The 12,366-nt window shown below is 37.2% G+C and carries 9 protein-coding genes; 4 read left to right on the top strand and 5 right to left on the bottom strand.

The window, feature by feature from the left end:
- Window positions 1-133: 133 nt before the first annotated feature.
- Window positions 134-865: a dienelactone hydrolase family protein gene (locus tag CYAN10605_RS01180; RefSeq protein ID WP_015218115.1), complete on the bottom strand. Its 732-nt coding sequence runs from the start codon at window positions 863-865 to the stop codon at window positions 134-136.
- 505 nt (window positions 866-1,370) lie between these two features.
- Between CYAN10605_RS01180 and CYAN10605_RS01175 the strand changes: the two genes are divergently transcribed.
- The 3 genes from CYAN10605_RS01175 (at window position 1,371) to CYAN10605_RS01165 (ending at window position 6,343) form a co-directional block, all read left to right on the top strand.
- Window positions 1,371-2,501, top strand: a complete 1,131-nt coding sequence (locus tag CYAN10605_RS01175) for a CO2 hydration protein (protein WP_015218114.1) — start codon at window positions 1,371-1,373, stop codon at window positions 2,499-2,501.
- A 190-nt stretch (window positions 2,502-2,691) separates the two neighbouring features.
- Entirely contained in the window at window positions 2,692-4,113 is a 1,422-nt protein-coding gene (locus CYAN10605_RS01170) for a folate/biopterin family MFS transporter (RefSeq protein WP_015218113.1), read from the top strand.
- Window positions 4,114-4,573: 460 nt separating this feature from the next.
- A complete protein-coding gene (locus CYAN10605_RS01165) occupies window positions 4,574-6,343 on the top strand; it encodes an ABC transporter ATP-binding protein (RefSeq protein ID WP_015218112.1) in 1,770 nt (589 codons plus the stop codon).
- Between the two features lie 111 nt (window positions 6,344-6,454).
- Here CYAN10605_RS01165 and CYAN10605_RS01160 read toward each other — a convergent pair whose 3' ends face one another.
- The 3 genes from CYAN10605_RS01160 to def all read right to left on the bottom strand — a co-directional run bounded on the left by CYAN10605_RS01160 (window position 6,455) and on the right by def (window position 8,194).
- Window positions 6,455-6,940 (bottom strand): low molecular weight protein-tyrosine-phosphatase, encoded by a 486-nt coding sequence (locus CYAN10605_RS01160; protein ID WP_015218111.1) that lies wholly within the window; start codon window positions 6,938-6,940, stop codon window positions 6,455-6,457.
- Between the two features lie 194 nt (window positions 6,941-7,134).
- Entirely contained in the window at window positions 7,135-7,479 is a 345-nt protein-coding gene (locus CYAN10605_RS01155) for a YbaB/EbfC family nucleoid-associated protein (RefSeq protein WP_015218110.1), read from the bottom strand.
- A gap of 154 nt (window positions 7,480-7,633) precedes the next feature.
- Window positions 7,634-8,194: a peptide deformylase gene (gene def, locus CYAN10605_RS01150; RefSeq protein WP_015218109.1), complete on the bottom strand. Its 561-nt coding sequence runs from the start codon at window positions 8,192-8,194 to the stop codon at window positions 7,634-7,636.
- 431 nt (window positions 8,195-8,625) lie between these two features.
- On the opposite strand from def, the gene thiO reads away from it, so the two are divergent.
- A complete protein-coding gene (gene thiO, locus CYAN10605_RS19255) occupies window positions 8,626-10,575 on the top strand; it encodes a glycine oxidase ThiO (RefSeq protein ID WP_015218108.1) in 1,950 nt (649 codons plus the stop codon).
- 375 nt (window positions 10,576-10,950) lie between these two features.
- On the opposite strand, the gene gad is transcribed toward thiO, so the two are convergent.
- A complete protein-coding gene (gene gad / locus CYAN10605_RS01140; protein WP_015218107.1) occupies window positions 10,951-12,351 on the bottom strand; it encodes a glutamate decarboxylase in 1,401 nt (466 codons plus the stop codon).
- Between the last annotated feature and the right edge of the window lie 15 nt (window positions 12,352-12,366).

Raw genomic sequence — 12,366 nt, 5'->3', positions numbered from 1 at the left:
AATTAACCTCAGCTCGGCTTAAAAATATCCGATAAGGGCAGGTTTCAGGTGTCGGGTTTTATTTTTCTAAAACAAGATTGAAAAGAAAAATATCAATAAACATTTGAGAATAAAACAGGAATTATGAAATTGATTATAAAGTGGTCTTAAAAAGTTCTAATGCCTTTTCCCAAGCATCTTGTGCCGATTCTTGATGATAACTTGAGCGGCGATCGCACATAAAACCATGTTCAGCTTCTCCATAGCGGAAAATTTGATGAGGTATTTGATATTTTTGTAGTTCCGATTCAATTTGTGTTACTTGTTCAGGGGGGATACTAGCATCTTTTTCGCCAAAGAAACAGTATATTTTGCCCTTAATGTCCTTAGTTCTGGCAATGGTAGGCACATTTGACCCCGGACACCAATTAGCGATCCCTGCTCCATAAAACGATGCTGTAGCTTTAATTTCTGGAAGAATTGCGGTTAAATATGTAACATGACCACCAAAACAAAAACCAATTGCACCCACTCCTGTTTTTTTTACTCTGGGTAATTGATAAAGAAAATTAATGGTTGCTTGAATATCACTTAGTAGTTCGTCGGCTTTAGTTTGATTTTTATATTCTCGACCGATTTTTACATCTTCAGGAGTATAACCGGCGGTGAAATTAGGGGCTTGACGTTGATAAATGGCGGGGGCAATAGCAATGTATCCCTCATTAGCAATACGACGGGTAATATCTTGAATGTGATCATTGACTCCAAAAATCTCTTGAACCACAATAACGGCAGGTAATTCTTCACTAGAATCAGGTTGGGCTAAATAAGCAGAAATCAGTAAATCTTGGTTAAGAATTTGTACTGTGTCAGTATTAAGTTTCATTTGCTTTAAAAGATAAATTCAAGGGTTGCTTTTATTTTCTCAATAATTTTCAATTTTGCAACAGGTCTAAAGTGGAGTTAAAACAGTTGAAATCAATCTGTAGAAAAGTGTATAATTTCATATGAAATTGGTAGCAATAAGCGTAAATCCTTTTTATTAAGTATCCTAAAAGTGGGAAAAGGAAACTGAGTAACACAATTAGGTAACAGCCTTGCCGTTAGGCTTTTAGTCTAAAATTGGGCTAAAAAAGGAATTTTGTAGTTTACTACAGATTTTCTAAACGGTAAAATAGACGAACAAAAAAGGTCTATATTTGAGTTCAAAGTTCAGAGTTCGGGGTTAGGAGTTTTAGGGTGTTGGGGAGATAAGGGGAGAGGGAGAAACAAGTAATGAGTAGTAATGAGTGTTCGGAATTTTTAATTCTTAATTCTTAATTTTTCACCTTTGCCCTTTGCCCCTTACCCTTTGCTCACCAGTCAACTTATATGCAAACTAACTTATAATTATGGTAACGACACCTCTTCAACCCTCTAAACATCCTTTAGCAAAATATATTCATCGTTTAGAAAGTGGTAAGGCTTTATTAAAAAATTCCCCCGATAATTTAATTGAAGTTGTAGGTATTCTCAAATCCTATGGAGTGGTTTTAGATCGTTATTCTATTAATCTTAATTATATTGCAGAGAATCAATTTCTTGTCTTATTTCCTTTTTTTAAATACTTTGACGGTCAATTTTCGTGGAATAAACTTTTTCGTCACTGGTGGCACGATCGCATTAATTATGAATATGCAGAATATTGTATGCGAGGAATGTTATGGCATGGAGGAGGCAAGTTAGATGATTATTTAGATTCTCCTGAGTTTAATCGTTACTGTCAAGATGCGATCGCAGCTAAAATAAAAGGAAATCTATTAGTTTCGAGTCTTAATGGTCTTTTTCCTGAATTTTTGCCCGAACAAGTGAAAATGTTAGCTTATTACTCTGCTTTAGGGCAATTTTGGCGAGTAATGAGTGATATGTTCTTATCTTTATCGGATCGTTATGATAATGGAGAGATAGAATCTATTAGTGATGTAGTAAAACATATTCTCGATGGGTTAGTAGAATCAGCAAATAAACCCATTACCTATGCGGTGGAGATAAAAGGGAAAACTTATCAATTAATTCCAGAATCCGCAGGATTAACATTTCTGATGGATACAGCAGTACCCTATGTGGAAGCAGTATTTTTCCGAGGCACACCATTTTTAGGCACAATTTCTTATAATGCTCAAGCCAATCAAATCCCCTCAGATCAAGGCTCTTTTAATTATGGCGCACTTTATGCCGATCCTCTCCCTGTAGGTAGTGCAGGTATTCCTCCCACTCTTTTAATGCAAGATATGCGTCATTTTATCCCCGATTATCTCCATGAATTTTATCGTCAAACCCCTCGGCAGGAAGATGATTTATTAGTCAAAATCTGTATTAGCTTTCAAAAGTCAATGTATTGCGTAACTACGGCGGCATTGCAAGGGTTAGCCCCCTATCCCTTAACCACAGAAAATCCTAAAGAAAAATTAGCCAATCGTCAATATCTTGAACAATGGATGAATCGTTTTACCACTTCTCGTATTCTTGATGTCAATAGCTAATAGGATTAGGGTGTTGGGGAGTTCAGGGTTCAGAAAGAAGTGACAGGTGTCAGGTTGCAGGTGTTAGGGGATGGGGGATAAAGGGGGGTTTACCCTTTGTACTTTTAACTTTGCTCCCAGTCCTTAAATTCTGCTGAGTTGTCAAAAAGTAGCCTATCATGGAAATGTCAAGATACTGTTATAATTCTTAATGTTCATCAACACATATTGGTTAAAAAATTTAAGAGAATTTATCGAGTCGAAAATATTATTTGGAAATAAGTTAACACCCGAATTATTCGCTATTCTGACGGTTTATTTTGTCCAAGGTATTTTAGGATTGGCACGATTGGCGGTTAGTTTTTTTCTCAAGGATGATTTACTGCTTTCTCCTGCTCAAGTGTCAGCTTTAATGGGAATAGCGGCTATTCCTTGGATAACCAAGCCTGTTATTGGTTTTTTGAGCGATGGGAAGCCTATTTTTGGTTATCGTCGTCGTAGTTATTTACTCCTTTCTGGAGTTTTAGGTGCGATCGCATGGTTAAGTTTAGCTACCATTGTGAATAACTTAACAGGGGCAATTATTGCAATTTTATGTACATCTTTGTCGGTGGCTATTAGTGATGTCATTGTTGATTCGGTAGTAGTGGAAAGGGCAAAATCTGAATCTGTTGCCCAAGCTGGTTCACTACAATCAGTTACATGGGGTTTTTCTGCCATTGGGGGTTTAATCACTGCTTATTTTAGTGGATTATTGCTAGAACATTTTAGTAACTCTCAGGTGTTTTTAATTACCGCTTGTTTTCCTCTTTTAGTTGTGGGGATTGCAGGATTAATTATTGAGCAACCTGTTGTTGAAAAAAAGGATATAGGAGATTTTAAAGAACAAATTAAGCAAATATGGCATACTTTCAAACAAAAAACCATTTTATATCCTGTTATCTTTGTCTTTCTCTGGCAAATGACTCCTAGTGCTGATTCTGCATTTTTCTTTTTCAGTACTAATGAGTTAGGATTTACCCCTGAGTTTTTGGGTAGAATCAGACTGATAACCAGTTTAGCCTCATTAATTGGAATATGGTGCTATCAACAATGGCTTAAACAAATTTCTTTTCGGGTAATACTTGGTTGGAGTGTGGTTTTATCTTCTCTTCTCGGCATGACTAGCCTAATTTTAGTGACTCATCTTAATCGCCAGTGGGGTATAGATGATCATTGGTTTAGTTTAGGAGATAGTCTTGTTTTAACAGTGATGGGGCAAATTGCCTTTATGCCCGTACTTGTTTTATCCGCAAGATTATGCCCAGAAGGAATTGAGGCGAGTTTCTTTGCTTTGTTAATGTCTATTTGGAATTTAGGGGGCTTACTTTCCCATGAATTAGGGGCATTATTAACCCAGTGGTTGGGAGTGACGGAAACTAATTTTGATCGTCTTTGGTTACTTTTACTAATAACAAATTTATCTACTTTATTACCCTTACCTTTACTGAAATTGTTACCTAACGAAGACCCTCAAGGTCATGTTTCTGGGGAAAATTTACCTGTTTCGGAAATATATGAACATCATCTTTCAGGGGCAAGTATTAACACAGAAATGCTACCAGATGTAATGACTAACTTTTCTCAAAAATAGCTTGTATGAATCTGAGTTTGGGATAAATTTTCATCTATGAGTGAATAGTGAAATTAAAAATTAAGAATTAAGGATTAAAAACCCTAAACTCCTGTAGGGGCGAATGGCCATTCGCCCCTACTTCTCCCTCTCTCCTCATCTCCTCATCCCCCCATTCTTGACACTTACCCTTATCCAATATTATTAAACCAAACTGAGGTTATAATTAACTCACATCTTGCACCAATACATAAAAACTAAGTAAAAGGTATCACAGATTATAAATGTCTGGTTTGATGATTTTTGACTATTTTGAGGGTTAAGGCAATAATTAAGATTGTTTTGTGAAATAGTTTAAAATTAATTCTTTTTTCTTAGCTGAAAACCAGCAACCTGAAATCTGAAAACCGAGATGTTTTTCTTAAGGTGTAAGATCTCAGATTTGGACTTATATTTCAATCAAAATTATATCTTCCTATTCATGAATTCTGACATCAATCATCCTCTATCACGATTATTAAAATACTCTCGTAAGTATCGCTCATCCATTTATCAAGCCATAACCTGTTCTATTCTTAACAAGTTGTTTGATTTAGCACCTCCTGTGTTAATTGGAGCGGCTGTAGATGTGGTAGTTCAAAAACAAGATTCTATTATCGCTAAACTTGGAGTTAAGGATGTTTTTGGTCAATTAACGGTTTTAACTATACTCTCGGTCATTATATGGGGCTTGGAATCACTTTTTGAATATGGATACGAACGTTTGTGGCGTAATTTAGCTCAGAATATTCAACATGATTTGAGACTTAATGCTTATAGTCATATTCAGGATTTGGAATTGGAGTATTTTGAAAGTCGTAGCACGGGAAGATTGTTATCGATTTTGAATGATGATATTAACCAGTTAGAACGATTTTTAGATGTTGGGGCAAATGAGATTTTACAGGTTTTAACGACAGTGGTTATTATTAGTGGAGCTTTTTTCTTCCTTTCTCCTTCCACTGCTTGGATGACTATTCTTCCTATACCTGTAATTATTTGGGGTGCGATCGCATTTCAGAAATTGTTAGCTCCCCGTTATGGTGATGTGCGAGAAAAGGTTAGTTTACTTAATGGCAGATTAGCCAATAATTTGACGGGCATTACAACCATCAAAAGTTTCACCACAGAACATTATGAAATTCAACGGGTAAGAAAAGATAGTGAAGCCTATTTAGATAGTAACCAAAAAGCGATCGCGCTGAGTGCGGCTTTTGTGCCTTTAATTCGTTTAGTGATTTTAGTGGCTTTTACTGCGATTCTCTTATTCGGGGGCATGGAAGTAGAGAAGGGCAATTTAGCAGTAGGTACTTATAGCGTATTAGTGTTTATGACCCAAAGGTTATTATGGCCTTTAACTCGTCTTGGACAAACTTTAGATTTATATCAACGGGCGATGGCTTCCACTGCTAGAGTTATGGATTTACTAGATACTCCCATTACTATTCATTCGGGAGATACTCCTCTCGCCTTAGAAAATGTAAAAGGTGCGATCGCATTTAATCATATTACCTTTGCCTATCATCAAAGACAACCAGTTATTGAAGAATTTAATTTAGAAATACCTGCGGGGGCAACTATTGCTATTGTCGGTTCAACGGGTTCAGGAAAGAGTACCATAGTTAAGTTATTATTACGTTTCTATGAGATTCAAAAAGGAAGCATTACCCTTGACGGTATGGATATAAGGAAAATAGTGCTTTATGATTTACGTCGTGCCATTGGTTTAGTATCTCAGGAGGTATTTTTGTTTCATGGCAGTGTGAGAGAAAATATCGCCTATGGTAATCCCCATGTTAGTGATGAGGAAATTATCAACGCCGCAAAAATAGCGGAAGCCCATGATTTTATAATGTCGCTACCTGAAGGATATGATACTATCGTCGGGGAAAGAGGTCAGAAATTATCGGGGGGGCAAAGACAACGTTTATCTATTGCTAGGGCTATTCTCAAAAACCCTCCTATTCTCATCCTCGATGAAGCCACATCCGCCGTTGACAATGACACTGAAGCTGCGATCGCACGTTCTTTAACTCATATTACAGAAAACAGAACAACTATTATGATTGCCCATCGTCTTTCTACCATTCGCCATGCAGACTGTATTTATGTTTTGGAAAAAGGGCAAATTGTCGAACAAGGTAAACACGAGGATTTAGTTACAAAAGGCGGAGTCTATAGCAATTTATGGAGAGTGCAGACAGGGGAGTAATTACACTTTAGATTAGATCTAAAATTGATTAGCACCCAACGAATCGCACTATTGCCTCTTGCCTCTTGCCTACCCTAACTAATAATTTACACGACGAGAAGTGATAGAGCCTTAATTTTTCACCATTTTCTCTTGACAATAATCAAGTAGTCCCTGACAAGCATCTAATAATAAATCGATGACATAATTAAAACCTGATTCTCCACCATAGTAGGGATCAGGAACTTCTTGATCTGTAAAATTTTTAGCAAAATCACACATTAATTTAACTTTATGTTTATATTTGCCTTTGGGATCTAAAGCTAAAATATTATGATAATTAGACTTATCCATTGCTAAAATTAAGTCATAATATTCTAAGTCGAATTCTTCTATCTGTCTTGCTTTTCCTCTCAATTCTATGCCTCTTTTTCTAGCGGCTTCCTTCATTCTTCTATCGGGCGGTGAACCGATGTGATAATTTGATGTACCGGCTGAATCACATTCAAATTTTTCTGCTAAACCTTTTTTTTCTATTAAGTGATTCATGATATTTTCTGCTGAAGGCGATCTACATATATTCCCCAAACAGACAAATAATAGTTTTGTTTTCTCCATTTTTTCTTAATAAATAAAGCCCGAAATAACAAGTAATAAAATAAGTAGAAGTCAAGATGTTAGGGAAAAACGAGTTAGGAGTTAGGGATTCGGGGTTAGGAGCTTTTAATTCTCAATTCTTCACCTTTGCCCTCCCCCCTCTCGAGGGGAGATAAAGGGGGGTTTGCCCTTTTATAACCTATTCACTAATTGAACTACATTCCGGGTAAACCTAGGTTACCTGTTAACGCTTCCATTTTTTCACGCATAGTAGTGGTAGAAATTTGATATGCGTCTCTAACAGCTTCTGTAACCATTTCAGAAAGTTTTTCTGCACCTTCTCCCATAGCTTCGGGTTTAATTTCCACTTTTAAAGGCTCTTGATTGCCACTCATGGTGACTACAACTAAACCGTTTTCGCACTGCCCTTTAATTTGCATGGTTTCTAATTCTTCCTGCAATTTTTTGGCATCTTCCTGAATTTGTTGAGCTTTTTGGAAGGCGTTAGCTAGTTCTTTCATTTTACCTAAGCCTAAACCGAATCCTTTTTTTTCTGCCATGGTATTTTCCTTAATATTTTTTATAAATAAACAACAAAATTATATCTTGATCAGGTATTTATTCCTAGCTTCATTATTGATTCGGGGAAATAAAATCAATTTGTCTAGTTTTTCCCTGAATAGCTCTTGATTTTTACTCCAAACTCCATTTTTTCTAATGAACTGGTTGAACTGCTTCGATGGAAAAACCTTTTTTCTTTAATTCTTCTCCTAAAGCAATACTATTTTTTACCCTATCCACAAATAATATGCCATGAAGATGATCCATTTCGTGCTGAATTACACGGGAGAGTAATCCAGATGCTTTAATTTTATGTTTCTTTCCTGATTCATCTTTATAGGTAAGCTGTATATTTCGGGGGCGAATTACCTCAAGAAAAACGTTGGGAATACTTAAACAACCTTCTTCCGCAACACATAAATCTTTACTGAATTTTGTAATTTCAGGATTTATTAATACCATTGGTTGAGATGCAGGATTATCGGGTTGACAATCAACAACAATCATTTGTTTATGTACACCTATTTGAGGAGCGGCTAAACCAATACCGTTTTCGGTGTACATGGTTTGCAACATTTGTTTGGCTAATTCTCTGACACTGTCATCTATTTTGTTGATTCTTTTCGTGTTTTGTCGAAGGGTGCGATCGCCTAGATAATGTAATTGTAGAGGTGGAATAGCTAATTTTTCTTTTTCTATAGTTGTTAAATTCATAATTTACTTATCTTAATAAATATCTATATAATTTCATTCTAACTCCTAATTTCCACTAACATCCGATAAAAAGCGATTGAAGGCTTTGATTGTCGGCACTTTTAAATTTAGAATGGTTTGTTTCAGTAAAAAATGCTATTGCTAATAACAAGCTAATCAACAATAATTATAAGCAATTATGCTGTCTTTAAATTGTTTTAAAGCCCATTGAAATTACTGGTATCTGTGACAGCAAAACTCGTATTTCTGATCATCGTAATTGTAATTTAAAAGTCAGGACATTCCTAAGATAGATTTTTTCTTAATTCTTTGGCTTAATAGTTAACAACTGACACCTTTATACCGCTTAAAATTTTATGTCGCATCGAACCATCGCGAAAAGGCGTACTTCACGCTAGACTAAGAATAATTAAGAGTAAGAAAAATAAAATATGAAAGCTACCAACGAAATTATTATCATTGGTGGAGGAATTATTGGACTGGCGATCGCCATTGAGTTAAAATTAAGGGGTATCGGTGTCACTATCCTCAGCCGAAACTATCAACAAGCCGCCACTAACGCCGCCGCAGGAATGTTAGCACCTAGGGCGGAGGGTTTGCCTCAAGGGGAAATGTTAGATTTAGCTTTGGCTAGTTTAGCTCTTTATCCTGAATGGGTGGCAAAATTAGAGCAAATTAGTGGAGAAGATACCGATTTTAACCCCTGTGGTATTATTGCTCCTGTGTATCAAGCTCCCCAGAAAATAGAGCAGGACTATCATAGTGTTTGGTTAGATAAAAAAAACCTCCAATATTATCAACCTAACCTCAGTGAAGATATTGTCGGTGGTTGGTGGTATCCCGAAGAAGGACAAGTTGATCCTCGTCGTCTAGGTAAGATGTTGTTGCAAGTAGCCCAATCCCTCGGTGTGGAAATAAAAGAAGGAGTAGAAGCGATCGCATTTAGTCGGGAACACGGTAAAATCAAAAATGTTTTAACCAAATCAGGTATATTTTCAGCAGATATTTATATTCTTGCTGGAGGTGCATGGAGCGGTAAACTTAACCCCTTACCAGTAAAGCCCATAAAAGGGGAAATGTTAAGTCTAAAAATGCCCTTAGAAATGCCTTTAGAAAGAGTAATTTTCGGAGATAATACCTACCTTGTACCCAAACAAGACGGCAGATTAATTGTCGGGGCAACGGTAGAAGATAAAGGATGGCACGAAGGCAACACTGCCCAAGGCATTAATGAACTATTGAACAGAGCGATAAAACTTTATCCTCCTTTAGCAGATTGGCAATTATTAGAAACATGGTATGGCTATCGCCCCTGCACTCCCGATGAAAAACCAATTTTTGGTTATGGAGATGCCCAAAATCTGATTTTAGCAACGGGGCATTATCGCAATGGTATTTTATTAGCGCCGATTACCGCCCAACTAATTAGTAACCTAGTAAGTGATAAAATTACAGAACCTTTAATTAAACCTTTTACTTATCAACGTTTTCAAGAAAATTTATCCCCCTCGACTTCTTCGATTATGAATTATCCTACCCCTCTTAATAACGGCAAACTAATTTCTACCTCTACTCCTGATTTAAGTAGCGATGATGATACTTTGATAATTGCTGGACGAAAATTTAATTCTCGTTTAATGACAGGTACAGGTAAATATAAAACTATCCCCTTAATGCAACAAAGTGTGATTGCTAGTGGTTGCGATATTGTTACGGTTGCCGTTAGACGAGTACAAAGTAATGCACCGGGTCATGAGGGATTAGCCGAAGCCCTTGATTGGAAGCGTATTTGGATGTTGCCCAACACCGCAGGATGTACTAATGCCGAAGAAGCCATCAGAGTGGCTCGTTTAGGAAGGGAAATGGCAAAATTACTTGGTCAAGAAGATAATAATTTTGTCAAACTGGAGGTTATACCCGATTCTAAATATTTATTACCCGATCCTATCGGTACACTACAAGCGGCAGAACAGCTAGTTAAAGAAGGTTTTGCGGTGTTACCCTATATCAATGCAGATCCTTTACTATGCAAACGTTTAGAAGAAGTAGGATGTGCTACGGTTATGCCTTTGGGTTCTCCCATTGGTTCAGGGCAGGGTATTAAAAATTTGGAAAATATCAAAATTATCATTGAGCAGTCTAATGTTCCTGTTGTGATTGATGCGGGGATTGGCACTCCTAGCGAAGCCTGTTTAGGTATGGAAATTGGTGCAGATGCTTTATTAATCAACAGCGCGATCGCACTTGCTCAAAATCCAGTGAAAATGGCAAAAGCTATGGGATTAGCTACCCAAGCAGGAAGAATGGCTTATCAAGCAGGACGTATTCCTATTAAAACCCATGCTAATGCTAGTTCTCCTTTAACTGGAGTTATTAAATAGGGCAAAGGTAAATAACCTCAGTTCGGTTTAAGAATATCGGAGAAGGTTAGGTGTCAGGTTGCAGGTTGCAGGTGGTAGGGGTTTTTAGCAAGGGGCTTTCTTCTGACCTAGGCAAGGGGCTTAAGCCCCTTGTTTAAGTCAGTTCGGATTAAGGCAATTTTATCGTTGTTTCTAAGAAGCTATAAGGTTTTCTGACTAGGAGAAAATAATGCTTTCAGCTTATCCAAAACTCAGGTTAAGAATTAAGAATTAAAAACCCCTAACTCCTGTACGGGCGAATGGCCATTCGCCCCTAACTAACTCCCTCATCCCCCTAACACCCTACAACTTATAACCTACCTAAATCAAACATTTCTGCTGAACAACTGAGGGAAATTAATGATGATACCCGGTTGCTTCTTGGGCAGTTAAAGGTTTAGAAATGGGATGTTTGTCCAAATAATCAAGACAACGCTTCATATCTTCAACTAATAAAGATGCTAAGTCTCGACTGACACCATGGCGAACTAAAATACGTTGAATAACCATATGTTGACAATTAGCGGGTAAAGAATAAGCGGGAACTTGCCAACCACGAGAACGGAGGCGATCGGCAAAATCATAAAGGGTATAGCCTTTTGTGTCATAACCATCTTTGATTTTCCAACTTATGGCTGGAATCCCTGATTTTTCATCGCCATTATATAGAATCTCAAAAGGCTCCATTTTTGCTATTTCTTCGGCTAAATATTGAGCAGTTTCATAACAAGCCATTTGAATTTTGCGGTAGCCTTCTTTTCCCAGACGCAAAAAATTATAGTATTGACAAATAATTTGACCTCCGGGACGAGAAAAATTGAGAGCGAATACCGACATTTCTCCGCCTAGATAATTGACTTTGAAAATTAGTTCTTCGGGTAAGTCTTCCTTATCACGCCAAATAATCCAACCACATCCTAGAGGTGCTAAACCAAATTTATGTCCAGAGGTATTGATCGATTTAACACGAGGCAGGCGAAAATCCCATTCTAATTCTGGAACACAAAAAGGAGCAAGAAAAGCCCCACTAGCCCCGTCCACATGAATCGGTATATCCCAACCTTTCTCATCTTGTAGTTTATCTAAAGCATCACTAACTGCTTTTACGGGTTCATAGCCACAGGTAAAAGTTACTCCAAGGGTTGGCACAACGCCAATGGTATTTTCATCGCAACGCTTAATTACTTCTTCAGGAGTCATTAATAAACGGTTTTCTTCCATGGGAATTTCCCGCAACTCTATATCCCAATAACGGGCGAATTTATGCCAACATATTTGCACAGGTCCACAAATTAAATTAGGTTTGTCTGTGGGTTTGCCTTGGGCTTCCATTTTTTTGCGCCAACGCCATTTCATCGCTAATCCACCAAGCATTGCCGCTTCGCTAGAGCCAGTGGTAGAACATCCCATGGTATTTACCGCATCAGGAGAATTCCAAAGGTCTGCTAACATATGAACACAACGAGATTCTAATTCTGCCGTTTGGGGATACTCGTCTTTATCTACCATATTTTTATCTATGCACTCATCCATTAGTTGATGAACTTCTGGTTCGAGCCAAGTTTGACAAAATGTAGCTAAATTCTGACGAGCGTTACCATCAAGCATTAATTCATCGTGAATCAATTGATAAACATGGCGGGGTTCATTTTCTTTGTCAGGAAACCGATACTTCGGCATCGCTTTAGATAAATCAACTGATGCGTAAATATCGTCATTGATATATTCACGAATAAAATCTTTTTCTGAAAGTGCCATAATTAAAATTTATTG

Origin of the sequence: Cyanobacterium aponinum PCC 10605 (assembly GCF_000317675.1) — a bacterium.
GTDB lineage: Bacteria > Cyanobacteriota > Cyanobacteriia > Cyanobacteriales > Cyanobacteriaceae > PCC-10605.
This window is presented reverse-complemented; position numbering and strand designations above follow the sequence as displayed.

Bases quoted from the DNA above. Each gene is read 5' to 3' on its own strand.
- gad (WP_015218107.1), bottom strand. From the start codon at position 12,351: ATGGCACTTTCAGAAAAAGATTTTATTCGTGAATATATCAATGACGAT.
- CYAN10605_RS01170 (WP_015218113.1), top strand. From the start codon at position 2,692: ATGTTCATCAACACATATTGGTTAAAAAATTTAAGAGAATTTATCGAG.
- def (WP_015218109.1), bottom strand. From the start codon at position 8,194: ATGAATTTAACAACTATAGAAAAAGAAAAATTAGCTATTCCACCTCTA.
- CYAN10605_RS01160 (WP_015218111.1), bottom strand. From the start codon at position 6,940: ATGGAGAAAACAAAACTATTATTTGTCTGTTTGGGGAATATATGTAGA.
- CYAN10605_RS01155 (WP_015218110.1), bottom strand. From the start codon at position 7,479: ATGGCAGAAAAAAAAGGATTCGGTTTAGGCTTAGGTAAAATGAAAGAA.
- CYAN10605_RS01180 (WP_015218115.1), bottom strand. From the start codon at position 865: ATGAAACTTAATACTGACACAGTACAAATTCTTAACCAAGATTTACTG.
- CYAN10605_RS01165 (WP_015218112.1), top strand. From the start codon at position 4,574: ATGAATTCTGACATCAATCATCCTCTATCACGATTATTAAAATACTCT.
- thiO (WP_015218108.1), top strand. From the start codon at position 8,626: ATGAAAGCTACCAACGAAATTATTATCATTGGTGGAGGAATTATTGGA.
- CYAN10605_RS01175 (WP_015218114.1), top strand. From the start codon at position 1,371: ATGGTAACGACACCTCTTCAACCCTCTAAACATCCTTTAGCAAAATAT.